This window comes from Bradyrhizobium sp. LA6.1, assembly GCF_040547805.1.
GTDB classification, from domain to species: domain Bacteria; phylum Pseudomonadota; class Alphaproteobacteria; order Rhizobiales; family Xanthobacteraceae; genus Bradyrhizobium; species Bradyrhizobium barranii.
This window is the reverse complement of sequence record NZ_JBEPQK010000022.1, coordinates 39,704-64,414: the sequence shown is the minus strand read 5'-3', so window position 1 is coordinate 64,414 and position 24,711 is coordinate 39,704. Positions and strand designations below refer to the sequence as shown.

Below are 24,711 nucleotides of genomic sequence, written 5' to 3'. Positions count from 1 at the left end.
CCTCCTTCAATGAAAAATGTGGTGGTTCAGACCGACGTGGGCGTTCTGCGTTGTCTGCCCGGGATCGCGGCCAGCAGTGCCTGCGTGTAGGGATGCTCCGGCCGTGTCAGCAGATCTGCCGTCGGCCTGATCTCGACGATTTCTCCGAGGCGCATCACTGCGATCCGATCGCAGACCTGGGCCGCGACGTTGAGATCGTGGGTGATGAACAGCACCGCCAGCCGCAGCCGCACCTTCAATGTCTCGAGTAAGGTGAGCACCTGCGCCTGGACAGAGACGTCGAGCGCCGACACCGGTTCGTCGGCCACGAGCACCTCCGGGTCGAGCGCCAGCGCGCGCGCAATTCCGATCCGCTGGCGTTGCCCTCCGGAGAATTCATGCGGAAAGCGTCGCGCGGCGCTCGGGTCGAGACCCACGAGCGCCAGCAGTTTCTCGGCACGCGCGAAGGCCTGCGCCGGCGGGACGCCGTGCGCGATCGGCCCGTCGGCGATAATTCGCCCGACGCGGCGACGTGGATTGAGCGAGGCGAAAGGATCCTGGAATACCATTTGGACATGCTTGCGGGCGGCCCGCAGGCGGGCACCGCGAGCCTCGGAGAAATCCAGCTCGCCGATACGGACCACGCCCGCATCGGCGTCGGTGAGACGCATCACCAGCCGACCGATCGTGCTCTTGCCCGAGCCGGACTCTCCGACGAGGCCGAGCGTCTCGCCGCGCCGGATTTCGAAGGTCACATTCTTTACGGCTGCGACCTCGGTCTGCGAGTTGAACCAGTCGCTGCCACGATAGATCTTCGCAAGTCCAGTCGCGGCGCAGGCGATCGGTTCGTCCTCGACCCGGACCCGAACCGGCGGGGTCCCGCCGGGCACCGCGGCGAGCAGCCGGCGCGTATAGGGATGCTGCGGGCGTTCGAGCACGTCCTCCACGGACCCCTGTTCGACGACGCGACCCTTCTCCATGACCGCGACGCGGTCCGCGATGTCGGCGACGACGCCGAAATCATGGGTGATGAACAGCACCGCCATGCCGCGCCGCTGCTGAATGTCCCGGATCAACCGAAGGATCTGCGCCTGTGTCGTGACGTCGAGTGCCGTGGTTGGTTCGTCCGCGACCAGGATCGATGGTTCGAGCGCAAGGGCCATTGCGATCATGGCACGCTGACGCTGGCCACCCGACAACTGATGCGGGTAGCTATGGATGATCCGCTCGAGGTCGCGCATGCCTACCTCTTCGAGGAGGGCGCGCAAGTGGGCCTGCCGCTCGGTTGGCGTGAATTGTCCGTGCGCCTCGAACGCTTCCATGATCTGGTCGCCGATCCTGATCACAGGATTGAGCGCTGTCATCGGTTCCTGGAAGATCATCGCGATGCGTCGCCCGCGCAACGTCCGCCATTCTGCTGCGGGGAGGTTCAGCAAATCGCGCCCCTCAAAGTGTATGGCCCCTGCAACCGGGCGAATGGCCCTGGGCAGCAGGCCCATGACAGCAGAGGCGCAGACCGATTTACCGGAGCCGGATTCCCCGACGACGCAGAGGATTTGTCGCGGATGCAGAGCAAGCGAAACGTCCTCGACGGCAGAGGCACGATCCCCGCCGGCGGGCAGCGCCAGCGTCAGCCGCTCGATCGAGAGGATCGCCTCCGTTGTCTCGCTCATGCTGTCCGATCCGACATCACGTCTTTCTCATCCTGGTCACGCCGCCAGTGCAATGCCGTCCTTGCGATGGTCGGACGCGCCGAGAATGACGCCCCTGGAAAGATCGACGTGCACGGCCTGACAACCTCCGAGCGGTTCGTCCGCCCAGATCACGCGATGACCGCGCGCAATCAATTCGTCGGCGACGGAGCCGGGAATCGTGGGTTCGAGGCTCAGCGTGGCATCAAACGCAAAGCTGCGCGGCGCATCCGAGGATTGCTGAATGTCGAGCCCACGGTCGAGCACGCCGCTCAGGATCTGCATATGTCCCGCCGCCTGGTATTGTCCACCCATCACGCCGGAGGCCATGATCGGCTTGTCATGCTTCGCCAGCAGACCCGGAATGATGGTGTGAAAGGGACGTTTTCGCGGCGCAATCGCATTGGGATGTCCTTCGAGAAGGGAGAATCCCGAACCCCGGTTCTGCAATAGCACGCCAGCGCGCGGAGCGTAGATGCCGCTGCCGAACGCGAAGAAAAGCGAATTGATGAAAGATACCATGTTGCCGTCGCGATCGGCGACCGCAACGTAAGCCGTGTCACGATGAACAGGCATGTCAAAATCCGCTGATGCGCTGGCACGCCTCCGGTCGATAGAGGAGCGCAATGCCGCGACTGACGCCTCCGAGAGTAGCGAGTCGACATCGAGCGGACGGAATTCCGGATCGGCGACCAGCGCGTCGCGCTGCCGGTAGGCCGCCTTGGTTGCCTCGGCAAGGAGGTGAATGCGATCCGCCTCGCCGAGCGCCGGACTGGCCATGTCGAAGCCGGCAAGGATGCGGGCGATCAGCAGCGCCGCGACGCCCTGTCCGTTAGGCGGGCATTGCAGGATTTGATGATCGCGGTAGTCGGCGCTGATCGGCTCGACGTACTCCGATCGGGCACTTGCGAGATCTTCAAGCTGCATCACTCCGCCCAGCGCCTTCAATGTCGCGACGATTTCTTCGGCGACGGCACCTTCGTAAAACGCGGCGCGTCCCTCGCGTGCAATCCGGCGTAGCGTCGCGCCGAGTGCGGGATGATTGAGCTTGCTGCCGACGGCGGGCGCAGCGCCACCGGGCAGATAGACCGGTACGCCAGTCTGATGTCGTTCGATGCGATCGGCGTAGCGTGCCCAATCCAGTGCGGCGCGGGGCGTCACCACAAAGCCGGTCTCGGCCGCGCGGATCGCCGGCGCCAGAACCTCGTCCAGGCCTTTTGAACCATAGTCGCCAGAGAGGCGGCACCAGGCATCGACCGCACCCGGAACTGTCACTGCATGGGGTGAATCGTCCGGGATCGACGCCAGCTCGCGTTGCCGAAACCAGCCGAGCTCGGCCTTCGCCGGCGCTCGGCCCGAGCCGTTGACAGCGACGGGTTTGCCGGAGGCGGGAGCATAGATCGCAAAGCAGTCGCCGCCGATGCCGGTCATATGCGGATCAATGACACCCTGGAGGGCGATCGCGGCAATGGCGGCATCGACTGCATTGCCGCCACTGCGCAGGATCTCGACCGCAGCGAGCGTGACAGCCGGATGAGAGGTCGCGGCCATGCCCCGGTCGCCCACCGCCAGCGAGCGCCCCGGCACCATGAAATCGCGCTGTCCCCAGCTCATGCCCTTCTCCGATTGTTGTTGTGAGGCCGCGTGGCGAGGGCTGCGGCAGCCGGTTCATCGCAAAGGATATCGACGTTGCCGTGCAGGCGGAGTGCCGAGGCAGGACATGCTGTTGCGATCGGACCCTCGATCGCGGCTGCGACCGCGGCTGCTTTCTCCGGTCCCCTGGCGATAAGGAGGATGCTCCGAGCCTCCAGGATTGTCGCTATTCCCATTGTGATCGCACGTTCGGGAACCGACGCCGGATCGGGAAAATTGATGGCATTCGCGATGCGGGTTGCTTCGTCGAGCCTGACCTCGCGGGTACGTGAGGCGAAATCCGAACCTGGCTCATTGAAGCCGATATGGCCGTTGGCGCCGATGCCGAGGAGCAGCAGGTCGATGCCCCCGGCAGCCGCAATCTTCGCCTCATAGCGCACGGCCTCGGCGGCGACGTCGTCGGCCGTGCCATCGGGGATTGCTGCCCGACCGGCTTCCATATCCACATGCCCAAACAAATGCTGCTGCATATAGGCATGGAAGCTTCCGGGCGATTGGGGGGCAACGCCCACATATTCATCGAGGTTGAAACTCGACACCGTTCGGAAAGAGATGAGGCCGGCGCGGGTCGCGGCGACAAGGCGGGCATAGAGCGGCGCCATTGTCGCTCCGGTCGCAAGACCGAGGGTAACCGGCCGCCGATCGTGCAGCCGCGCGATGACGAGCGCGGCTGCGCGTTCCGCGACGGCGGCGGCATTGCCGACAACTTCGATTCTCGGCGCCTGCTCCTTCATGCCGCGACATCTGCTGCCGTGAAAGGAAGGGCCAGCGGGCCCGCATCCTTGCCGATGCCAAACAACGAGCGATGCACGAGGTCGATCGCGCTGCCGATCGCGCCGATCAGCGTGGCGCGATTGCCGAGCGCGCTGAGCTCGATACGAACAGGCTCGCGCATGCAGCGTCCCAGATGTTCATCGATCCGGACCTTCAACTCGGGCCGCGCGCCGATGCTGCCGCCCATGATGATGATTTCCGAATCGAGGATGCTGTGCACCGCCAGGATCGCGGTCGTGAGGATCCGGCCGATCTCGTCGATCGTCACTCGTGCCGCCTCCTCGACCGCGAGCCGATCGAAGACATCGCGCACGGTACTGCCGGGCGCGCCGCCGAGCCCGATGTAGCGTTCGACAATGCCGGCGCTGCCGATCGCGGTTTCCAGGGTGCCGAACCGAAGACCGCGCGCATCGTAGGGATCGCCCCCAAGCGGCAGGTAGGCTATCTCGCCGGCCGCCCCGCGTGCGCCGCGCACGAGATAGCCGTTCGAAAAGATGCCCATGCCAATGCCGGTGCCGACTGCGATGAAGGCGAAACTGCGCGCCTTGCGGCTGTTGCCGCGCCAGTGCTCCCCGATTGCGGCGAGATTGACGTCATTTTCGATGGCGACGTCGATTCCGAGCCGTTCGCGCAGCGCGGCCCTCACGTCCAGGCTATCCAGTCCGGGGATATTGGGCGCGATGACGATGCTGCCCGACGCTGGGTCAACCATCCCCGGACTTCCCATCACGCCGCCGCGCAAACGTTGCGCCGATACGGACGCACGCTGAAGCAGGGCATCCTTCATGCGATCGATCTGTGCGACCACGGCGGCGCCGCCGTCGCAGGATGTCGGTTCGATGCTCTCGGCGACGATCTCACCGTGCAGATCGGCAAGTGCGACGTGCAGTTTCGTGCCGCCAAGGTCGATACCCAACACGAAGGCGGCATCCGGCCGGAGCGCATAGGTGACGGCGCTTCTCCCCACGCTGCCCTGGATTTGACCGTCCTCATGGACCCAGCCGTCGCGCTCGAGATCACGCATCACTTCGGAGATGGTCTGCTTGGACAGGCCCGTGCTGCGGGCGATTTCGGCGCGCGATACCGAGCGATCGCGCAGCAGGCGCTCTACCACAAGGCGCACGGATTGCTGTCGCGCAACGGGCGATGAGGGGGCGTCTGGCATGGGCCTCAATCCAATTAGTCAACATACCGAACTAATACCTCGCGTGATCTGTCGTCAAGGGGTGCGGTGCGAGGATTTTGCGCTCTCGAAAGCGACGTATTGTAATTTAGTTCCATGATTTGTTCGAGACATTTACAAATAGGTTCAGTCGTGCTTGTCTTGACCTTCAACAGCAGAGCCTTGGAAGCCTTGGGATAGGCGTGCGACGAAAGGAATTCCGTATGAAGCGGACGGGCACGGCGTTGGCGGCAATTCTGATGATCGCATCGGGCCTTGTCTCGGCGAGTGCCGCGACATTGCGGGTCGGCATTCAGGACGATCCCGATGCGCTCGACCCGGCACTCAGCGGCACTTACTCCGGCCGCTTCGTGTTTGCGGCGCTGTGCGACAAGCTTGTCGATATCTCCCCCGACCTCAAGATCGTGCCGCAGCTGGCGGAGGCATGGGAGTGGTCCGCGGACGGCAAGTCGATCACGTTTACGCTGCGCAAGAACGTCACGTTCCACGATGGCACCGCGTTCGATGCAGCGGCAGTCAAGTTCAATATCGAGCGCATGAAGTCCATGCCGGATTCCAAGCGCAAGGCCGAGCTGGCGCCGGTCGCGAGCGTCGAAGCGCTTGCCGCGGACAAGGTGAAGTTCAACCTGTCGGAGCCGTTCGTGCCGCTGCTTGCCAATCTCAGCGATCGTGCCGGCATGATGGTCTCGCCCAAGGCCGCCACGGAGAAAGCCGGGGAATTTGCAGCCGCGCCGGTCTGTGCCGGTCCGTATCAATTTGCCGAGCGCAAGTCGCGCGACCTCATTCGGGTCAAGAAATATCCCGGCTACTGGGACGCTGCACGGGTCGGCTATGACGAGGTCGTCTACTACTACGTTCCCGACTCGACCGTGCGATTGTCACGCGTCCGGGCGGGCGATCTCGATCTCGCGGAGCGTATCGCGCCGACCGATCTCAAGACTGTACGCGACGATCCCAACCTCGCCCTGCATTCCGGCCAGGGACTTGCCGTCTCGCATCTGATGTTCAATGTCGGCGCGGGCGCGAAGGCCGATACGCCACTCGGCAAGAACTCGACGCTGCGTCAGGCCTTTGAGCTGGCGATCGATCGCAATGTCATCAACCGCGTTGCCTTCAACGGCGAGTTCCTGGCGGATAACCAGATGATCCCGCCGTCATCTCCGTTCTACGATAGCGCGCGCAAGGCGCCGGCTCGCGATGTTGCCAAGGCCAAGGCAATGATTGCCGCCGCCGGAATGACTCGCGTGCCGGTCGAGATCCAGTACGAGAATACGGCCGGCGATTCCCGGGTCGCACAGATCATACAGTCGATGGCGGGCGAGGCCGGTTTCGACGTCAAGCTGCTGCCCATGGAAACGACCACTGCCATCGAGCGCTACATGAACGGCAATTTCGAAGCCTATATCGGCAACTGGAGCGGCCGCGCTGACCCGGACCCGACGCTGGTCGCCTTTTTCAGTTGCGCGGGCTCCCAGAACGTCAACAAGTACTGCAACAAGGATCTCGATGCGATCCTGAACCAGGCTCGGGGCGAGGCTGACGAAGCCAAGCGCAAGGCACTCTACGCCAAAGCGACGGACATTTACCTGACGGCGCTCTCGTCGATTCCCCTCCATCACCCGAACTGGTTCTTTGCGGCCCGCAAATCGGTCGGCGGCATCGTCATGGTGCCGGACGGTCTGTTGCGTCTGGTCGGTGTCAGGCCTGTGAATTGATGCGCAACGCCTCGCGCCCGCCGATGCGCTCGCCCTGGTGAGGACCAGTCTGCCCCGATGAAGAGCTTGCTTCTGCGCCGGCTTGCCGTCCTGCTGCCGACCCTGTTGCTGGTGTCGATGATGGTGTTCGGTCTGCAGAAACTGCTGCCCGGCGATCCTGCGCTGGCGCTCGCCGGAGAAGAGCGTAATCCCGAAGTCGTTGAATATCTTCGGCAGAAGTATCGCTTCAATGATCCGATCCCGGTGCAATACGCCGTCTGGCTGAAAGCCCTGGTGCACGGTGACTTCGGTACGTCGGTACGCACCCGATTGCCGATCGGCACCATGCTGGCGGAAAAATTGCCGGTGACCGCTGAGCTCGCGATGCTGTCGATGCTGGTCGCGCTGCTCGTCGGGTTGCCGATCGGGATCTTCGCGGCGCTGGGGCGCGGGACGCCCTTCGACTACGGCGCCAGTCTGTTCGGGCTTGCCGGACTGTCGATCCCGCATTTCTGGCTGGGGATCATGCTGATCCTTCTGTTCTCGGTGAATCTCGGCTGGCTTCCGGCCGGAGGTTTCGTTCCGCCGTCCGAGAGCGTGGGAGGCAACCTGCTTTCGATGCTGATGCCCGCTTTGGTGCTCGGCACCGGCACCGCTGCGATCATGATGCGCCATGTCCGCGGCGCGATGATCGAGGCGATGAAGCAGGACTACGTGCGCACCGCCCGCGCGAAGGGTGTCCGCGAAAGCACCATCGTGCTGCGTCATGCGCTGCCGAACGCGCTGATCCCCGTGGTCACGCTGGGCACACTGCAATTTGGCGAATTGCTGGCCGGCGCGGTGTTGACGGAGCAGGTCTTTTCCATCCCGGGGTTCGGCAAGATGGTCGTCGACGGCGTGTTCAGCCGCGATTATGCCGTGGTTCAGGCGGTCGTGCTCTGCACAGCAGCCGTATTCCTCCTGATGAGCCTGATTGCCGACGTGGCGTATGTGCTGCTCAATCCGAGGCTCAGATCATGAGCTCGATTGAGACGGTGCCGGTCGCAAGTCAGGCACGCGCCGCCGCTCCTTCGGAAATTCGTCGCCTGTTGCGCGAACCATCCGCCGTCATCGGGGCCACGATCATCCTGTTCTTCGTCGTGCTGGCGGTGTTTGCCTCGTGGATTGCGCCGTACGATCCAAACTCGCCGGACTGGATGGCGATTCGCGCGGCACCCGGTGCGGCACATTGGTTCGGCACCGACGATCTCGGTCGGGACGTGCTGTCGCGCGTGATCTTCGGCACGCAAGCCTCGCTTTCCGCCGGCATCGTCTCCGTGACGGTCGCGGTGCTGATCGGCCTTCCGTTTGGTCTCATGGCGGGCTATTTCGGCGGCCTCACCGACATGGTGATTTCGCGCTTCGCCGATGCGCTGCTCGCTTGCCCCTTTCTGGTGCTGGCGATTGCGCTCGCCGCGTTCCTGGGCCCCAGCCTGCAAAATGCGATGATTGCCATCGGCATTTCCGCCGTGCCGGTGTTCGTTCGTGTCGCGCGTGCCGAGACGCTGGTTGTCTGCACCGAGGATTACATCGCCGCGGCCCGGTCCCAGGGCCTCGGCCATCTCGCCATCCTGACCGGACAGGTGCTGCCGAACGTGCTTGCGCCGACGATTGTGCAGGCGACGCTGACCATGGCGATTGCAGTTCTCGCCGAGGCGAGCCTGGCCTTTCTGGGGCTTGGCCAGCTTCCTCCGGCCCCCTCATGGGGCGCCATGCTTGACGTTGCCAGGCAATTTCTCGGCGAGGCGCCATGGATGGCCTTCTGGCCCGGCCTCGCGATCATTGCGCTCGTCATCGGCTTCAACCTGATGGGTGACGGCCTGAATGATGCCCTCAATCCCAGGCACTAGATGGAAGACGAGCCTGTTCCGCTGGGGGACTCCGCGGCGTGGCCTAGGGCTGTTTGATTTCAGGCGGCAGACCAAAGCCGATCTCGTCCGAGCGCTGCAGCGCGCAGATCCGATGACACAGGTCGATGACGTGCTCGTCGTAGACTAGCGTGTATTGGCGCGAGCATTGGGCGCGCCATTGATCTGTATCAAGCCCGCCGTGGGATAGGGGCCGCTAGGCTTCCAGCAGGAGCGCTGCCCGGACACAGGCCTTGAACACTCTTCGCCAGCATCGGTCTATCGACGGAGTCATCCAGCTCGTGATCCGGCTCGGATTGCTGGCGCTGCTGATCCTGTGGACTTTCCTCATCATCCGCCCCTTCGTGCCAATCTTGGCCTGGAGTGCGGTGCTCGCGGTGGCGTTCTATCCAGGCTTCGGCTGGCTTGCCAAGCGCCTCGGGGGCCGCCCGCGCACCGCCGCGTCCATTCTCACGCTGGTTACGCTGGGCATCGTCATTGGTCCTGCGGCCTGGCTCGGCATGAGCGCAGTCGACGGGATCAAGGATCTCGCGGGCCAGATCAGCAGCGGCGATCTCACGCTTACGGAGGCGCCCGAACAGATCAAGAGCTGGCCGCTGATCGGCCCCCAGCTCTACGATCTCTGGACCCAGGCCAACAGCAATATTCGCGCGGCGCTGAGCGAGGTGATGCCGTATCTGAAACCGCTTGCCGGGATGATGCTGTCGCTCGCCGGTGATGCCGGTGTCGGCACGCTCCAGTTCCTGCTGTCGGTATTCGTCGCCGGCTTCCTCTTTCCCTACGGTCCGCAGCTCGTCGACGCGGTGCGCGGCTTCCTGTTCCGGGTCGTACCGGAGCAGAGCGAGCATTTTCTGGAGCTCGCCGGCGCGACCATCCGCGCGGTGTCGCAGGGCATCATCGGTGTCGCAATCGTGCAGTCGCTACTGGCCGGAATCGGCTTCAAGCTCGCAGGCGCCCCGAGTGCCGGCCTGCTGGCATTCCTCGTCCTGTTGCTGTCGATCGTGCAGATCGGCCCCTTTCTCGTTCTCTTCCCCGTGGTCGTCTGGATCTGGATGGACAAGGACGTGACCACGGCGGTGCTCCTGACCGTCTTCCTCGGCGCCGTCGGCATCCTCGACAACATCCTGAAACCCATCGTCATGGGGCGCGGCCTGACCACGCCGACGATCGTGATCCTGATCGGGGTGATCGGCGGAACGCTCGCGCACGGAATCATCGGCCTCTTCATCGGGCCGATCATCCTGTCGGTCGCCTGGGAACTCTCGGCGGCCTGGATCCGGAACGACCGCGCCGCTGCGCCGAAAAGGCCGGAAGAGACCTGAATCTTCGCGCGCATCACCTTTGACCTAAGTCAATCCTCTCGACTCCCGGTGCGCCTTGATTGGGCGTAGGCAGATCTGACCTCAGGCATGTCGATGGCCCATCAAACGTCGCAGCGGGATTGCACATTCGGGCAAACGTCGCCGGCGATGACGGCCGTCGACTGATCGCCATGGATGCGATCCTTGCCATCGATGCGAATGCAGGAAGCGTGAACTTCCAGCTCTTCTCCGTACGAGGCGAGGGGAGGCTGGAACGGCAAATCAAGGGACGGCTTGACGGGCTCGGCCGCCATCCGCGCCTCAGGGCGAGCAGAGCGAACGGCGATCCGTTGGCGCACCGCACCTATCAGAACGACGACGTCGATGACATCCCGGCGGCATGCGCGGTTGTCGATAGCTGGCTGCGGGACGAATTGGGAATCCAGCCGTTGGCCGTGGGGCATCGCGTCGCTCAGGGAGGACCGGATGACGCCCGGCCGGCCCTGATCGATGACGCCGTGATGGCGCGTCTGGAACGGCTGATTGCACTCGCGCCGCTGCTTCAACCGTATAATCTTGCGCCAATCCGTATCATGCAGGCCAATCATCCGGCGCTACCGCAAGTCGCCTGCTTCGATACTGCATTCCATCTTGGCAAGGTCGTGGAGAGCGGCAGCGATCCTATTGCGCATCAACTCTGCGCAGGTGACGTAAGGCGTTACGGGGCTCACGGTCTTTGCTACGAGTCGATCGCACGAACTCTGACGCTTGAGGCCCCCGAGATTGCCACACGCCGCGTGATCGTTGCGTGCCTCGGCGACACCAGCTCGATGTGCGCGCTGAAGGAAGGCCGCAGCGTCGAAAGCACGAATGGATTCTATGCTTTTGGCGCATCGCCGCCGGACTATTCCGCAGGCGAAATCGATCCCGGCGACACATTTCTGTTCACCAATCCGGGTGACGACGGTGCGGCGGCTCGTTTTCTGCGAGCAGAACAGGCCGTCGAGCACCTCGCCTACTGCGCCGGCCTCAACGCCGGCCTGCTCGCGGCCGCGCTGGAGGGGCTTGACGCCTTTGTTTTCACCGGCGCGATCGGCCAAGGCTCGACCGCGATCCGCGCGCGCATCGCCGAAAGGCTGAGCTGGCTGGGTGCTATACTGGATGCTAAGGCCAACGCCCATAACGCACGGCTGATCTCGCGCCGCGATAGTCGTATCCCTCTGTATGTGCTCCCGTCCGACGATGAATTGACCATCGCGCGGCACACGTTGGCGCTCTTGTTGAACGGGCCGTCGCCACGTTGAGGCAGCTTCCCGGAAAGCTGAAAAGGATTGGCGGCGCTCGATGCTTCTTCAATTCCTCGTCGGTACGCTGGTCAGCGTGATCAATATCGGAATCCATGCGCTGGTGACCATCGTCGCCGTCGGGATCGCTCGCGGCGCGGGCTTGCGGCAAACCAGGCGACCAAGAGTGCATCTGATGGGTGTCATGGTCGCGACAGCCGTGGTGTTGCAGGTCGCGCATACGCTGGAGGTTCTGGTGTGGGCTCTGATGTATGAAGTCGTTCAGGCCGCCGCACCGGGCAGTGATGCGCTCTATTTCGCCTTCGTCAACTACACCACGCTTGGCTACGGCGATATCACGCCGGTGCGCGAATGGCGCCTCATCGGCCCGTTGACGGCCATGAATGGTGTCCTGCTGTTCGGCTGGTCGGCCGCCATCCTGTTCGAGGTCTTGCGCAAGACTCTCGAGCACCTCGGCGTAACCCAGGCGCCTGGCCTTAAATGATCCTGATACCGATGGAGGCTTCGGTCAGAGCCGAACTCACCCCAGGAAAAGGATCATGGCCGTGAACGCCACCGGCAGCGTCCCGAACAAAACGACTGCGATCCGAAATGCGGTCTCGTTCCACATCGGAAGAGGCTAGCATCGGACGGTACCGGTGTGATGTGCAGTTTGTGCCATTCGCCGGTGTCGGCCCGCTCAAGGCTGCAGGTCGAGGCTTGCAAGCTGGTGCCGATCCAGCAGCACGATCTGACGCTGGGTGTTACCGACGAAGCCGAGGGCGCCGAGCTCATGGAGCCGTGACAGCGCGCGGGACACCGTCTCCAGCGTCAGGCCGAGGTAATCGGCGATATCGCGCCGCGACATCGGCAGCGCCATGACGCCGGACGCCGTCAACCGCCCGTCCATCTCGAGCAGGAACGCCGCGACCCGCTCCAGCGAGGTCTTGCGTCCCAGCAGCAGCATGTGGTCCTCCGCATGCTGGAGGTTGTTCGTGGTCATGCTGAGGAGGTTTCTGGCGACCATCGCATCGCTTTCGGCCACCATTTCGAGGCTTTGCCGTCTGACCAGGCGCACCGTTGTGTCGACGATCGCTTCCGTGGTGAAGCGGTGCTCGTTGCCGTTCTCCAGGCCAAAAATGTCGCCGGCGAGGTGAAAGGCGCCAATCTGCCTGCGGCCGTCCGACAGCAGCTTGTAGCTTCGCACCGCACCGGACGTCACCTGATAGACATATTCGGCGGGCTCTCTCTCCCCGTAGATTTCGCTGCCTTTTTTATAGGTAAATTGGCTTAAACTGACGAGCGCATTTGAATCGCTGGTCATGCCGAGGTCACGAAGGGAGTTGGGACGCGGCGTCGAATCCGCTGTAATGCGAACGAACATAGGCCAACTCCTCAGCTCATCGCCGAATTGGTCTGTCAGACGAAAAGTCTCGCCGCTGGGAATGCGCCGCGCCGTCCCACTCCCGTCGAAGTTGATTTACGACTAAGGCGGCATTCTCATCCATTGTCCCAAGGTTCATTGTACCAAGGGACAGCGTGGACGCCTGTTGGGAGGTTGTTGCGCGGATTGAGAAGCTGTCGGAATTCAGCAAGAGGTGATGCGTGCCCGGCCTTGTTCACGTGGTGGACGACGACGATTCCTTCCGGACGGCGATCGCGCGCCGGTTGAAGCTCGCGGGCTACGACGTTGCGACCTACGCATCGGCGCAGGATTTACTGGATGCGGCGCCTGATGACGCGCAGCCGGGATGCATCCTGCTCGACGTGTGGATACCGGGGCTGAGCGGCCCCGACTTGCAGACCCGCTTGGTCGCGGCGGGCTCGACGCTGCCAATCATATTCCTGACCGGACACGCCGACACGCCAACCACGGTGCAGGCCATCAAGGCCGGCGCGGAGGATTTCCTGACCAAGCCGGTATCCTCCGAGCAGTTGATCGCTGCGATTGAGCGCGCGATGGTGCGCCAGCACACCGCGCAGGCGCATCGCGGAAGGCTCGAGACCTTCCGCATTCACCTCGCCGCATTGACGCATCGCGAGCGTCAGGTGTTCGATCTCATCGTCCGCGGCAGGATCAACAAGCAGATCGCGCATGAGCTTGGAACCACCGAGCGCACCGTGAAGGCGCACCGCCACCAGGTGATGGAGAAGATGCAGGTTCGTTCGCTGGCGGAGCTCGTTTCGATCGCGGAACGGCTTGGAATGCTCGATACGAGCGACGATTAGCTGATTTGTCGTCACGGCACAGTTCCCGCGGTGTGACTTCCCCAAGAGACAATATGAAATTCGTTGGTGCGGTGCTGCCATGCAGGGCGGCGAATGCGGCGCTTTGCCTGACACGCAAGTAGCCCAGGCAAATATGGCGCCGGCGCCGCCGTGATCAGTCATTCGTCTCGAAGGGGCACTTCCTTGCCAGAGCGTGACTCTGTTTTTGTCGTCGATGACGATCCGTCCATCCGGACCAGCGTGAACAGACTGCTCCGCGAGCATGGCTTTGCCGCGACGCTCTTCGACTCTGCTGGAGCCTTGCTCCATCACGGCAGCTTCGACAAGGCGATCTGCATCGTTCTCGATATCGACCTGAACGGAAGGTCCGGCATCGACCTGCGCCGGCAACTGGCCGAGGAGGGTGTCACCGCACCGGTGATCTACATCACCGGAAATGACAGCTCGGCGAACCGCGCGGCGGCGGTCGCGTCCGGATGCATTGCCTATCTGGTCAAGCCATTCACGGCGCAGTCCCTGATCGAGTCGGTGGCGCGTGCGTCGGCTGCGTAACGCAGCATGGCCGCTCATTCGTCGACATATTGCTCCAGCGTCCTGGCCGGTGCGCCCTTGTGGACGGACGCGAACTGCGCCAGCGGCACCGAGGTCGTCAATGCCAGAAGGTTTGAATCGACGACCTCGAGGGCAAGTGTCTTCCCTGCCTCCATCTCCTTGATGATCGCGGGAGGCGCGACGTCGGCCGCAATGCAGGCGTTGGTCAGGCACCAGCTGTAGGGGATGCGGAGAGGGCTGCCCTGGTCGACGGTCAGCTTCGCCGGCTGTTGCAGGTACATGCCGACGGGCACGAAGAGCTGCAGCCGCGCCGAAGGAGTACCCTCGCGCTCGATCAGGTCCACGCGCACGGCCGTTTGGCCGGTTGGAAACTTGCCGGTGATTGAGGTCCGGCACAACGTCGGCGCACCGCCTGCCTTGAAGCAGAGCTTCTGCCAGTCTCCGTAGACGATGTCCTTTGCCTCGCGCTGGCCGCGCGTCGCGACCTCGGCGGGTTTATCGGCCTGCGCGGATTTCGGCGCGGCGATGCCGGCACATGTCGCGCTTCCGGCGACCGCGACGACCAGCAGGCCGGAGAGACAATTGCGAGGACTTGGCATGATGTGCCTCCGAACCTGAACTCTATTTCTGCGCGTCGAGGAACTTCGCCACCAGCGGCGACCACAGCGGGATCGCGTCCGGCGAGCCGATGAAGAAATGGCCCTCGTTGCCGAATGGCGGCATCAGATGATATTCGGCGCGGCCGCCAGCCGCCGTGAATGCTGCATGCATGCGCTTCGACAGGTCGGGGCCGAAAAACGTGTCGTTCTCGATGTAGATCCACAGCATCGGCACCCGCGACGTGCTGCCGAAATCCGCGGTCGCCTCGACCAGCTTGTCGGGTGCGCAATTGTTGTTCGGCTTGCCGCCGACCCGCCCGCCGCGGCCGGCGGCAAAGGTGATGATGGCCTTCACCTGTGGTGGGTTCACGCTGGACAAGGCGATGGAAGCCCAGCCTCCGGCGGACTGGCCGACCACGATTACGTCCTTTGGAATGATCCGTTTCTCGGCGGCCATGTAGTCGATGATCCAGAGATCGACCTTGGCGACTGCGAGGCCCGCATCATGGAAGTTGGGGTTCGTACACTTTCCGACCTTGGAAAAGAATGGCCCATAGAGCGCGCGCTCGGGAATGTCGATGGCCGCGGCGCCATAGCCGCTGCCGACCGGTGCGACCACGAGATAGCCGCGCTTGGCGAACCACTTCGCAGCGTCGCGGAATTCCACCAGCGGAAAGAAGCTCCGGTCGGCCGGATTGAGAGAGACGCCGTGGTTCATGATCACCAGAGGGAAAGGGCCGTCGCCGACCGGGCGCACCAGATAGGCGAACATCGGCAACGGCAGTGGCAAGGCCCAGATCTCCTCCTGGATTCGGACCTCGTCCTCAGCCCGCGTCGGGGCGGAGAGCGAGGCCAGAACGAGCAGGGTAGTCGCCAGGGATCGGAGCGTTACAGCCAGAAGCGAGCGCATCGCGATCTCCTTCACCCCGTATACGTAGCGGCAACGACGATCGGGCCCAGCACCGTCAGCAACACGTTGCCGACCGCGTAGGGCACGGCGACACCGAGCACCGGCGTCTTGCTCTCGGCGACGTCGCACGCGCCTGTCACGGCGGCGTCGACCGTCATGGCGCCGGCGAGCGCGCCGCAGGTCACGACCGGGTTCATGCGGAGCACGTAGCGGGCGAACAGGGTCCCGGCCGTCAGCGGGATCAGCGTGACGACGATGCCCATGCCGACCAGCAGGAGGCCGTGCGCCTGAATGGCTGTCCAGGCGGCGAGGCCGTTGCCGAGCCCGATCGCCGCGATGAAGCCGCCAAGCCCCAGATCGCTCAGCGTCTGTTGCGCCGCCGGCGGCAGCGCGCCCATGGTCGGGTTTCGCGACCGCAGCCAGCCGCAGACGAGGCCGGAGATCAGCGCGCCACCTCCGCCGCCGAGCGTCAGCGCGACGGCACCGACTTTGAAGCTTGCGAGGCCGGCCAACAGACCGACGGCAATGCCTGCAGTGAGGAAAGCAATATCGGTCCGGTCGGACGCGTTGAGGGCGTGTCCGACCTGCGTTGTCGCCCGCGCGATATTGCCGGTGCTGCCGACCAGCGTCATGACGTCGCCGATGTAGACGCGCGTGTCGGGGCCGAGCGGCACCTCGCGGCCCATGCGGGTCAGAGAGCGCAGGAACACGCCGCGCGTATCGTCGCCGAGCCGCTCGGCGATGTCCCGGATCGAACGGCCGTGCAGCTTGCGGTTTTCCACGAGGACCTCGGTCACGTTGCCGGGCAAGTTGCGCAGGAGTTCGCCGGCGTCGATTTCGACGCCGAGAAGGGGCTTGGCCGCCACGATTGCCGTGGTGGGGCCGGCAATCACGACATCGTCGCCGGCTTCGAGCCGGGTGTCATGCTGCGGCTTGATGTCTGCTCCGGCGCGCACGATCCGCTCCACGACGGTGCGGCTGCCGATCTCGGCTTCGATCGCCGCGATCGTGGAGCCAGCGGCGGTCGAGACGCGATAGGCGCGCGCCTGGAACTTGCGATAGGACAGGTTTTCGGTTTTCGGTGGCGCGCCGTCGGCCAGCTCGGCTTCGAGCTTCGCAGCCTCCGCCTTGAGATCGACCCGCATCAGGATGGGCGCGACGAACGGGACGAACAACAGCGTCAGGATGTAGCCGAGCACGTAGGTCACGGCATAGCCGGCCGCGATATTGGCCTCCTGCTGCTCCAGCGCCGCCTTCGGCAGGCCGAGTTGCGCCAGCGCGCCCGACGCGGTGCCGATCACCGAGGACTGGGTCAGCGCGCCGGCGGTCAGCCCCGCCGCAGTTCCGGTATCGAGCTCGAAGACATGAGCGAAGACGAGCACGATGACGAGGCCGGTGGCTCCGATCACCAGCGCCAGGACAACCTGCGCCAGGGTCCGAAAGCTCAAGGAAGCAAAGAATTCCGGGCCGGAGCGGTAGCCTATGGTGAATACGAAGAGGCTGAACAGGATGGCTCTGAGGATCGGCGGAAAAGCGAAGCTTCCGAGTTGCCCGATCAGGACGGCGACGATCAGCACGCAGGCGGTCGTTCCGATCGAGAAGCCGCGAATCTTGATCCGGCCGAGGAGGGAGCCGATTGCAATGGCCAGCAGCAGGAAGATTTCCGGAGCGGTGGAGATGATCCACCTGACGGTTTCCATGGTCGCAATTCCCCCGGTGCTTTGGCCGATTTGATTTGCGGGGAGGGGAGATTGCTTGATCCAGATCAAGCCTTGCCGGCGGCAGGGCGCCGCCTATGCGCGCATGCAGAACCTGCGACGGCCCGCTTTGTCAGCATGAGCACTCTGGATGTCGTAGCCGATGCGGTGCGCCGCGATGAGACGGTCGAGATCGTCCTGCTGCTCGCCTTCGCCGGCGGCTATATCGATGCCTATACCTGGATCATCCACGGCGTGATGGCCAATGCCCAGACCGCCAACCTGATCTTTCTCTGGGTCTATGCGACCGCCGGCAACTGGGCGAAGGCGTTTCACTTCGTGCCGCCGATGCTGGCCTTCGCGGTTGGCATCGTGATCGCCGCCTGGCTGCGCCGCGCTGCCGGCGAACGGGCCAGCGCGATCAGCACGCTGATCGAGATTCTGCTCTTGATCGCGATCGGCATTCTGCACAATCGGCTGCCGGATATCGCCGGTACGCTCGGCATTTCGCTCGTTGCCGCGATGCAGACCGCGATCTTCACAAAGGTCGAGGGTGTGGTCTGTAGCACGGTGATGATCACCGGCAACATGCGCCAGGCGATCGAAAACATTTTCGCGGCTGCGTCCGGGGGCGCGCCGCCGCGAACGCTGCGCCGTTCGGGCATCTTCGTCGGCCTGTGCGCGGTGTTCGGCCTTGGCGCCGCTGTCGGGGCCCTTGCCACCAAAGGCATCCCGGATCTCGCGCTCGGCGTTCCCGTGATCGTGCTGCTGATCGTGCTGTTGCGGTGCGAGGTGCCGCATCACGAGGTGGTGCGGTGAGCGCGCCGTCCGAACCCGGATGGACCCGGTTCTTTCCTCCGGCCTCCTGGCTTGCCGGCTACCGGCGCGAATGGTTGCCCTTCGACGCCGTCGCCGGTGTGACGCTCGCCGCTTACGCCATCCCGGTCTCGCTGGCTTATGCGGCGCTCGCCGGTCTCGCACCGCAGGTCGGTGTCTACGGCTACATGCTCGGCGGCATCGGCTACGCTCTGCTCGGGTCGTCACGCCAGCTCGCGATCGGCCCGACTTCGGCGATCTCGCTGATGATCGCCGGTACCGTCGGCGCGCTGGCCGGCGGGGATGCGGTGCGCTATGCGCAGATCGCAAGCCTGGCGGCCTTCGCGGTGGCGGTGCTGTGCTTCATCGCCTGGCTGTTCAAGCTCAGCGTGCTCGTCCGCCTTGTCAGCGACAGCATTCTGGTTGGCTTCAAGGCTGGTGCCGGGCTCACCATCATCATGAGCCAGTTGCCGAGCCTGTTCGGGGTCGCCGGCGGCGGCCACAACTTTTTCGACCGCGCGATCAAGCTGGCAGGGCAACTTGGGCATGTCGATGTCCTCGTGCTGGGGATCGGCGCAGTTGCGCTGCTGCTGCTCCTGCTTGGCGAACGGTTTCTGCCGGGCAAACCGGTCGGCATCACGATCGTGGCGCTTGCGATCGTGGTGGCGACGCTGTTCGGCCTTCCGGCGCTCGGTGTGCCCGTCACCGGGAAGATACCGGAAGGGTTGCCGACACCGGGGCCGCCGACATTCGGGCTGCTGGAGTTCGACGATCTCTTCCCGCTCGCCGCCGGATGCGTCCTGCTCGCCTATATCGAAGGGGTTTCGGCCGCCCGCAGCTTTGCCGCCAGGCACGGCTATCCCCTCGACGTGCGGCAGGAGTTTTTGGGTCTTGGCGCCGCGAACCTCGCGGCCGCCTTTGGCCATGGCTATCCCGTCGCAGGCGGCCTGTCGCAATCGGCCGTCAACGACAGCGCCGGCGCACGGACGCCGCTCGCGCTGGTGATTTGCTCAGTGACGCTTGGGCTGTGCCTTCTGTTCTTCACGGGGCTGCTGACCAATCTGCCCAAGGCGGTGCTCGCAGCCATCGTCTTTGCCGCGGTCTATAAGCTCGTGGACGTGCGTGCGCTGCTGCGGATGTGGCGGGTCAGCCGGATCGATTTCTACGCGGCGGCGATTGCCTTGGTATCCGTGCTGCTGCTCGGCATCCTCCAGGGCGTCCTACTGGCAGCGATTGCATCGATCTTCCTGCTGCTGGCGCGCGCCTCGCGGCCGAATGTCGCGTTCCTTGGCCGATTGCCCGGCAGCGGCCGCTATTCCGACAGCGCCAGGCACGAGGACGTCGAACCGCTGGCCGGAATCATCGCATTCCGCCCCGAAGCATCGCTGCTCTACATCAATGCCGAGACGATCCTGGAGACGGTCCTGATCGCGCTACGGAGGTCGCCAGGCATCCGGCTGGTGGCCTGCGATCTTTCGGCCTCGCCTTATATCGATCTGGCCGGCGCGCGCATGCTGCACGAGCTCTACGACGAACTCGCCTCCCGCGAAGTCATCTTCTGCATCGTCGGCGCGCATGCGCAGCTGCGCGACCTGCTGCGCGCCGAAGGGCTGGCGGAGAAAACCGACAGCGGCCAGTGGCTGCGGTCGCTCGACAGCGTCCTGGGCGACGATTCAGCCAACACCGCGCAACGAACGGTCTGACGCCCCGGTATTGCGATGCAGAGGTGATGCAGGCCTTGACGACGAGGTCGTTTCGCCAACATGTCAGCGACGGGAGCGCCAATGACGACGGCAACGGTGACACCCCCGATCTGGTGCCGCAAATGTCCGGGCAGCATGGTGCGCGTCGTCCCTATTTCGAGACACTGATCGTCACCGGCCTCTCGTCCGGCAATTGGCTCGCGCTCGCCAACGAATGGCGCAAGCTGCGGCGGCCGGTCGATCCATTCGTCTATGAGCCGGTCATCGTCGGCAGCCTCGAAGATGCCTTCTGCGCCGCCATCCTGAATCCCAATCTCGCAGCCGTCGTCATCAACGAGGGCTTTGCGCTGCGCTCACGCCATGATGCGCCGGTGCTCCGTACGATGACCTCGTCGGCCGGGTTGAACGACGAGTCCGATGCCTCGGCGCTGCGGCTTGCCCACGTCATCAAGCGGGTCCGCCCCGAGCTCGACCTCTATCTGATGTCCAATCGCGACGTTGAGGCGATGGCCGGAAATCCCGAGGCCGATGTCGTCCGCCGCATCTTCTATTCGGTCGAGGAACTGCTCGAGCTGCATCTCTCGATCCTGGAAGGGGTGCAGGATCGCTACGACACGCCGTTCTTCGACAATCTGAAGAAATATGCACAGCGTCCGATCGGAACGTTCCATGCGCTGCCGATCGCGCGCGGCAAATCGGTCTTCAAGTCGGACTGGATCCGCGACATGGGCGAGTTCTACGGCCTGAACCTGTTCCTGGCCGAAAGCAGCGCGACCACCGGCGGCCTGGATAGTCTGCTGGAGCCGACCGGCAACATCAAGAAGGCGCAGGACAAGGCAGCACGCGCGCTTGGCGCCGATCGCGTCTTCTTCGTCACCAACGGCACCTCGACCTCGAACAAGATGGCGGTGCAGGCGCTGCTCGCGCCGGGCGACATCGCGATCGTCGACCGCAATTGTCACAAGTCGCATCATTACGGCATGGTGCTGGCCGGCGCGCAGCCGCTCTATGTCGAAGCCTTCCCGATGACGGAATATTCGATGTACGGCGCCGTGCCGCTGAAGACCATCAAGCAGGCCTTGCTGAACGCCAAGGCCGATGGCCGGCTCGATCGCGTCAAGCTGCTGGACCTGACCAACTGCACCTTCGACGGCCACATCTACAACACCCGCCGGGTGATGGAGGAGTGCCTCGCGATCAAGCCCGATCTGATCTTCCTGTGGGACGAGGCCTGGTTCGGCTTTGCGCGCTTCTCGCCGTTCCTGCGGCGGCGCACCGCGATGGGGGCCGCCAACGAGATCGAGGCCTGGATGCGCGATCCGAGATCGGTCGCAGCTTACGAAGCCCAACAAGCCACGCTCGGCAAGAATCCCTCGAACGAGGTGCTGCTCAAGACCCGACTGATCCCCGGTCCGCGCCAGATCCGCTTGCGCGTGTATCAGACCAATTCGACCCACAAGTCGATGTCGGCGATCCGTCAGGGCTCGATGCTCTCGGTCAAGGACGTCGAATTCCACACGGTCGAGCAGCAGTTCAAGGAGGCTGTCTTTACCCATGCCTCCACGAGTCCGAACCAGCAGTTGATCGCGAGCCTCGACGTCTCACGGCGCCAGATGGAGCTGGAAGGGTATGGGCTGGTGGCCAACGCGATCGAGATCGCGCTCGCCATCCGGCACGCGGTCAACACCAATCCGCTGATCTCGAAATATTTCCGTATCCTCGGCGCCGACGCCATGGTGCCGGCGCAATATCGCCAAAGCGGGTTCACCGATTATCTGGCGGCCGGCGCGAACTGGGCGAGCGCGCTGAAGAGCCTGGACGAGGACGAGTTCTGTCTCGATCCGACCCGCATGACACTGGTGTGCGGCACCGCCGGCTACGACGGCACCCAGTTCAAGGGCATCCTGGCGAACGACTACAACATCCAGGTCAACAAGACCTCACGCAATTCGGTGCTGCTCCAGTCCAACATCAACAACACCCGCAGCGACGTCGCGCATCTTGTCAGGGTTTTGGCCGAGATCGCGGGCGAGGTGGATCGCGGCCTGGCCCAAGGCGGTGCCAACGCGAAGAAGACCTTCGAGGCGCGGGTGAAGAGCCTGATGACTGACGTGCCTGATTTGCCGAACTTCTCGCACTTCCACCAGAGCTTCCGTGGCGATGCCGGCAGCAAGACCAATGAGGGTGACATCCGCAGCGGATTCTACGCGGCCTACGACGCGGCGGGATGCGAATATATCAGGCTCGCCGATCCCGAGATCGACCGCCGCCTGAAAGCCGGCCCCGACCTCGTCTCCGCCAGCTTCGTGATTCCCTATCCGCCGGGCTTCCCGATCATGGTGCCGGGTCAGGTCATCACCCAGGAGACCATCGACTTCATGCGCAAGCTCGATGTGAAGGAGATCCATGGCTACGACGCCAAGGAAGGCCTGAAGCTCGTACGCGCCGAAGCCTTGGCGAAGATCGGCAAGCCCAAGCCCGGCGCGCAGCCGAAGCTGAAGGCCGCTTCGTAAAAAGGGGACGAACATGCAAGGCTTTTTCACCTTCCTGCAGCAGAATCCGTTTCTGCTGTTGTTCTTCGTCGTTGGTCTTGCCGTCTATATCGGGCGAGCCAGCATCAAGGGCTATGGCCTCGGGATGGTTGCCGGTGCCATCGTGGTGGGCGCCGGCTTGTCGGTCTGGGCGTCCACTTATGGCGTGAAGCTCGAGCTGAACAATTTCGCCAAGAGCCTGTTCTACTATCTCTTCATGTACGGCGTGGGCTTGCGCGTCGGTCCGTCCTTCATCAACAGCCTGAGGGGCGACGGGCTGAAATTCTGCGTCCTGGCCGTGGTGTCGAGTGTTCTTGGCCTCGCGCTCGTCGTCATCTGTACGAAGTTGTTCGCGCTACCGATCGGCGCCGCCGGTGGCATGCTGGCGGGGTCTCAGACCATGTCGGCTGCGATCGGTTCGGCCGAGCAGGCCATCACCTCCGGTGTCGTCAAGCTGCCCGAGGGCATGAAGCCCGAGGACGCCTCCGGGATGATCGCGTTGTCCTACGGCATCACTTACATCTGGGGCACCGTCGGCATCATCCTGATCTGCAAATATCTGCCGCGCTGGTGGGGTGTCGACGCCACGGCCGCCGCCAAGCAGTATGAGCGGGAATTCGGTGTCAAGGATCTCGAGGGCGGCGGCCTGACCGGTTATCGCCAGTTCGCCCTGCGGGCCTACCGGCTGGAAAATCCCGCGACGGTCGGCATGAGCATCGCAAAATTCCGTACCGTGAATCCGGAATACCGCATCGTCAATGTTGGGCGGAACGGTGAGCCGCAAGGCGCCGATGCTGACCTCGTCTTGCAAAAGGGCGACATCGTCGCGCTGGGCGGTGCGACCGAGCATCTCACGGAGAAAATGGGCCTGATCGGTCCGGAGGTTGCGGACGCCAAGACGCTCGGCATCCCCATGGACCAGGCGGACATCCTCGTCACCAACAAGGACATGGTGGGACGCACCTTCGAGTCCTTCCGCGACACCGCAATCGCCGGCCAGTTGCAGGTGACCAAGGTTGAGCGTGGAGGCGTCCAGATTCCGGCGGGTCTCAAGACCAAGCTGGAGCGAATGGACATCGTCTCCGTGGTCGGTCTGAAGTCCGCGGTCAACGATCTCGGCGAGATGTGGGGGCGCATCGCGCGCACCAACACCTCGACCGACCTGCTGACGCTGGCGGTCGGCATGATCATCGGCTTCCTGATCGGCATGATCGAATTCCCGGCCTTCGGCGCCAAGATCGGCCTCGGCAACGCCGGTGGTCTCCTGCTCTCGGGCGTCATCGTGTCCTCGATCGTGTCGCGCTTGCGCTTCTTCGGCAACACGCCGAACGCGGCGCGCAATGTGCTGGAGGATCTCGGTCTCGTGGTCTTCGTCGCGATCGTCGGCGTCAATGCCGGCGCCGGTCTGCTGGCACAGCTCACCGGTGCGGTCGCCTTGAAGATCTTCCTCGCCGGTTTCATCGCTTGCACGATCCCGCCGTTCATCGTCTGGGCGATCGGCTTCCACCTCTTCAAGATCAATCCGGCGGTGCTGATGGGCGGCGTTGCCGGCGCCCGGTCGCATTCCGGTCCGTGTCGTGAAGCCGCGGTCGAAATCCAGAGCTCCGTGCCCTGGATCGGCTTCCCGGTCGCCTATGCCGTATCGGGCATCCTGCTCACCGTGTTCGGCTACTTCGCGATGATCCTGGCACAATAGTCCGTTGCAACAACCAAAAGGGGAATGAACATCATGAGGAAATTTGCCATCGGCGCCACTTTGGTCATCTCGTTCGCCGCCGCGGCCGGCTTCAGCACGCCGTCGCGTGCCGAGACCGGTCAGGTTGCCGTCGTCTTCACCAAGGGCGGCTTCATCGTCGGCGTCGGCGGCGGCGAGGGTGTTTTGGTGTTGAGGGGCAAACAATATCCCTTCACCGTGTCAGGCATGAGCGTCGGTTTCACGATCGGAGCTTCGACGACCAAGTTTGTCGGCCGCGCCCTCAATCTGAGGGGTCCGCAGTCGATCGAAGGCTCTTACGCGGCGGGCGGAGCCGGCGGCGCCGTCGCCGCGGGAGCCGGAGCCGTGCAGTTGCAGAACGGCAATGGCGTGATCCTTCAGCTCAGTGGACCGAGGGTCGGCGCGGAAGTATCGGCTGCGGTTGGCGGCGTCACGATCCGGCTGAAATAGGCCCGGCAGGGCGCTCAAGCTAAACGGGCTGCGTCATCGCAGCCC

21 protein-coding genes are annotated in these 24,711 nt (G+C 63.9%); 13 read left to right on the top strand and 8 right to left on the bottom strand.

Annotated elements, in window-relative coordinates:
- Positions 1–26: 26 nt before the first annotated feature.
- Genes ABIB99_RS37430 through ABIB99_RS37415 form a run of 4 tightly spaced genes read right to left on the bottom strand, consistent with a single transcriptional unit; the run spans position 27 to position 5,262 of the window.
- Positions 27–1,652, bottom strand: a complete 1,626-nt coding sequence (locus ABIB99_RS37430) for a dipeptide ABC transporter ATP-binding protein (RefSeq protein ID WP_354180634.1) — start codon at positions 1,650–1,652, stop codon at positions 27–29.
- Between the two features lie 36 nt (positions 1,653–1,688).
- Positions 1,689–3,284: a gamma-glutamyltransferase gene (ggt, locus tag ABIB99_RS37425; RefSeq protein WP_354180632.1), complete on the bottom strand. Its 1,596-nt coding sequence runs from the start codon at positions 3,282–3,284 to the stop codon at positions 1,689–1,691.
- Entirely contained in the window at positions 3,281–4,057 is a 777-nt protein-coding gene (gene nagB / locus ABIB99_RS37420) for a glucosamine-6-phosphate deaminase (protein ID WP_354180630.1), read from the bottom strand. Before nagB ends, ggt begins: the two co-directional genes overlap by 4 nt.
- On the bottom strand, positions 4,054–5,262 hold the full coding sequence (locus ABIB99_RS37415) for an ROK family transcriptional regulator (protein ID WP_354180628.1): 1,209 nt from the start codon (positions 5,260–5,262) through the stop codon (positions 4,054–4,056). Before ABIB99_RS37415 ends, nagB begins: the two co-directional genes overlap by 4 nt.
- A gap of 221 nt (positions 5,263–5,483) precedes the next feature.
- On the opposite strand from ABIB99_RS37415, the gene ABIB99_RS37410 reads away from it, so the two are divergent.
- From ABIB99_RS37410 to ABIB99_RS37385, 6 genes are all read left to right on the top strand, one after another.
- Positions 5,484–6,995, top strand: coding sequence for an ABC transporter substrate-binding protein (locus ABIB99_RS37410; RefSeq protein WP_283017296.1), 1,512 nt, complete (start codon positions 5,484–5,486; stop codon positions 6,993–6,995).
- Between the two features lie 57 nt (positions 6,996–7,052).
- Positions 7,053–7,994 carry an ABC transporter permease gene (locus ABIB99_RS37405; RefSeq protein ID WP_028149199.1) on the top strand — a complete coding sequence of 314 codons (942 nt, stop codon included), beginning with the start codon at positions 7,053–7,055 and terminating at the stop codon, positions 7,992–7,994.
- Positions 7,991–8,863 (top strand): ABC transporter permease, encoded by an 873-nt coding sequence (locus ABIB99_RS37400; protein WP_063981848.1) that lies wholly within the window; start codon positions 7,991–7,993, stop codon positions 8,861–8,863. Before ABIB99_RS37405 ends, ABIB99_RS37400 begins: the two co-directional genes overlap by 4 nt.
- 251 nt (positions 8,864–9,114) lie before the next feature.
- Positions 9,115–10,203 (top strand): AI-2E family transporter, encoded by a 1,089-nt coding sequence (locus ABIB99_RS37395; protein WP_354180625.1) that lies wholly within the window; start codon positions 9,115–9,117, stop codon positions 10,201–10,203.
- A gap of 170 nt (positions 10,204–10,373) precedes the next feature.
- Positions 10,374–11,486, top strand: coding sequence for an acetate kinase (locus ABIB99_RS37390; RefSeq protein ID WP_354180623.1), 1,113 nt, complete (start codon positions 10,374–10,376; stop codon positions 11,484–11,486).
- Between the two features lie 40 nt (positions 11,487–11,526).
- On the top strand, positions 11,527–11,970 hold the full coding sequence (locus ABIB99_RS37385) for a potassium channel family protein (protein WP_039152864.1): 444 nt from the start codon (positions 11,527–11,529) through the stop codon (positions 11,968–11,970).
- Positions 11,971–12,165: 195 nt separating this feature from the next.
- Here the strand turns inward: ABIB99_RS37385 and ABIB99_RS37380 are convergent, their stop codons facing one another.
- Complete coding sequence (locus ABIB99_RS37380) at positions 12,166–12,849, bottom strand: helix-turn-helix domain-containing protein (RefSeq protein ID WP_166100662.1); 684 nt, start codon at positions 12,847–12,849, stop codon at positions 12,166–12,168.
- A gap of 221 nt (positions 12,850–13,070) precedes the next feature.
- Between ABIB99_RS37380 and ABIB99_RS37375 the strand changes: the two genes are divergently transcribed.
- Together ABIB99_RS37375 and ABIB99_RS37370 are read left to right on the top strand one after the other, a co-directional pair.
- Positions 13,071–13,694, top strand: a complete 624-nt coding sequence (locus tag ABIB99_RS37375) for a response regulator transcription factor (protein WP_071911438.1) — start codon at positions 13,071–13,073, stop codon at positions 13,692–13,694.
- A gap of 150 nt (positions 13,695–13,844) precedes the next feature.
- The gene (locus ABIB99_RS37370; protein ID WP_349642908.1) at positions 13,845–14,246 is read left to right on the top strand and encodes a response regulator transcription factor; all 402 of its coding nucleotides are present in this window, start codon (positions 13,845–13,847) and stop codon (positions 14,244–14,246) included.
- 14 nt (positions 14,247–14,260) lie between these two features.
- On the opposite strand, the gene ABIB99_RS37365 is transcribed toward ABIB99_RS37370, so the two are convergent.
- Genes ABIB99_RS37365 through ABIB99_RS37355 form a run of 3 tightly spaced genes read right to left on the bottom strand, consistent with a single transcriptional unit; the run spans position 14,261 to position 17,455 of the window.
- Positions 14,261–14,845 (bottom strand): invasion associated locus B family protein, encoded by a 585-nt coding sequence (locus ABIB99_RS37365; protein ID WP_354180619.1) that lies wholly within the window; start codon positions 14,843–14,845, stop codon positions 14,261–14,263.
- Positions 14,846–14,867: 22 nt separating this feature from the next.
- Complete coding sequence (locus tag ABIB99_RS37360; protein WP_354180617.1) at positions 14,868–15,755, bottom strand: alpha/beta hydrolase family protein; 888 nt, start codon at positions 15,753–15,755, stop codon at positions 14,868–14,870.
- Positions 15,756–15,766: 11 nt separating this feature from the next.
- Positions 15,767–17,455 carry an aspartate:alanine exchanger family transporter gene (locus ABIB99_RS37355; RefSeq protein ID WP_354180615.1) on the bottom strand — a complete coding sequence of 563 codons (1,689 nt, stop codon included), beginning with the start codon at positions 17,453–17,455 and terminating at the stop codon, positions 15,767–15,769.
- A 135-nt stretch (positions 17,456–17,590) separates the two neighbouring features.
- Here ABIB99_RS37355 and ABIB99_RS37350 point away from each other — a divergent pair, with 135 nt between their 5' ends.
- The 5 genes from ABIB99_RS37350 to ABIB99_RS37330 are packed head-to-tail and all read left to right on the top strand — an operon-like array spanning position 17,591 to position 24,666.
- Positions 17,591–18,271 (top strand): YoaK family protein, encoded by a 681-nt coding sequence (locus ABIB99_RS37350; RefSeq protein WP_208087988.1) that lies wholly within the window; start codon positions 17,591–17,593, stop codon positions 18,269–18,271.
- On the top strand, positions 18,268–19,971 hold the full coding sequence (locus ABIB99_RS37345) for a SulP family inorganic anion transporter (RefSeq protein ID WP_354180612.1): 1,704 nt from the start codon (positions 18,268–18,270) through the stop codon (positions 19,969–19,971). Before ABIB99_RS37350 ends, ABIB99_RS37345 begins: the two co-directional genes overlap by 4 nt.
- A 26-nt stretch (positions 19,972–19,997) precedes the next feature.
- Positions 19,998–22,484: a decarboxylase gene (locus ABIB99_RS37340; RefSeq protein WP_354180610.1), complete on the top strand. Its 2,487-nt coding sequence runs from the start codon at positions 19,998–20,000 to the stop codon at positions 22,482–22,484.
- A gap of 13 nt (positions 22,485–22,497) precedes the next feature.
- Positions 22,498–24,198, top strand: a complete 1,701-nt coding sequence (locus tag ABIB99_RS37335) for an aspartate:alanine exchanger family transporter (RefSeq protein WP_354180608.1) — start codon at positions 22,498–22,500, stop codon at positions 24,196–24,198.
- Between the two features lie 33 nt (positions 24,199–24,231).
- On the top strand, positions 24,232–24,666 hold the full coding sequence (locus tag ABIB99_RS37330; RefSeq protein ID WP_354180606.1) for a hypothetical protein: 435 nt from the start codon (positions 24,232–24,234) through the stop codon (positions 24,664–24,666).
- Positions 24,667–24,711 lie beyond the last annotated feature (45 nt).

Bases quoted from the DNA above. Each gene is read 5' to 3' on its own strand.
- ABIB99_RS37430 (WP_354180634.1), bottom strand. From the start codon at position 1,652: ATGAGCGAGACAACGGAGGCGATCCTCTCGATCGAGCGGCTGACGCTG.
- ggt (WP_354180632.1), bottom strand. From the start codon at position 3,284: ATGAGCTGGGGACAGCGCGATTTCATGGTGCCGGGGCGCTCGCTGGCG.
- nagB (WP_354180630.1), bottom strand. From the start codon at position 4,057: ATGAAGGAGCAGGCGCCGAGAATCGAAGTTGTCGGCAATGCCGCCGCC.
- ABIB99_RS37415 (WP_354180628.1), bottom strand. From the start codon at position 5,262: ATGCCAGACGCCCCCTCATCGCCCGTTGCGCGACAGCAATCCGTGCGC.
- ABIB99_RS37410 (WP_283017296.1), top strand. From the start codon at position 5,484: ATGAAGCGGACGGGCACGGCGTTGGCGGCAATTCTGATGATCGCATCG.
- ABIB99_RS37405 (WP_028149199.1), top strand. From the start codon at position 7,053: ATGAAGAGCTTGCTTCTGCGCCGGCTTGCCGTCCTGCTGCCGACCCTG.
- ABIB99_RS37400 (WP_063981848.1), top strand. From the start codon at position 7,991: ATGAGCTCGATTGAGACGGTGCCGGTCGCAAGTCAGGCACGCGCCGCC.
- ABIB99_RS37390 (WP_354180623.1), top strand. From the start codon at position 10,374: ATGGATGCGATCCTTGCCATCGATGCGAATGCAGGAAGCGTGAACTTC.
- ABIB99_RS37385 (WP_039152864.1), top strand. From the start codon at position 11,527: ATGCTTCTTCAATTCCTCGTCGGTACGCTGGTCAGCGTGATCAATATC.
- ABIB99_RS37380 (WP_166100662.1), bottom strand. From the start codon at position 12,849: ATGTTCGTTCGCATTACAGCGGATTCGACGCCGCGTCCCAACTCCCTT.
- ABIB99_RS37365 (WP_354180619.1), bottom strand. From the start codon at position 14,845: ATGCCAAGTCCTCGCAATTGTCTCTCCGGCCTGCTGGTCGTCGCGGTC.
- ABIB99_RS37360 (WP_354180617.1), bottom strand. From the start codon at position 15,755: ATGCGCTCGCTTCTGGCTGTAACGCTCCGATCCCTGGCGACTACCCTG.
- ABIB99_RS37355 (WP_354180615.1), bottom strand. From the start codon at position 17,455: ATGGAAACCGTCAGGTGGATCATCTCCACCGCTCCGGAAATCTTCCTG.
- ABIB99_RS37350 (WP_208087988.1), top strand. From the start codon at position 17,591: ATGAGCACTCTGGATGTCGTAGCCGATGCGGTGCGCCGCGATGAGACG.
- ABIB99_RS37340 (WP_354180610.1), top strand. From the start codon at position 19,998: ATGCAGGCCTTGACGACGAGGTCGTTTCGCCAACATGTCAGCGACGGG.
- ABIB99_RS37335 (WP_354180608.1), top strand. From the start codon at position 22,498: ATGCAAGGCTTTTTCACCTTCCTGCAGCAGAATCCGTTTCTGCTGTTG.
- ABIB99_RS37330 (WP_354180606.1), top strand. From the start codon at position 24,232: ATGAGGAAATTTGCCATCGGCGCCACTTTGGTCATCTCGTTCGCCGCC.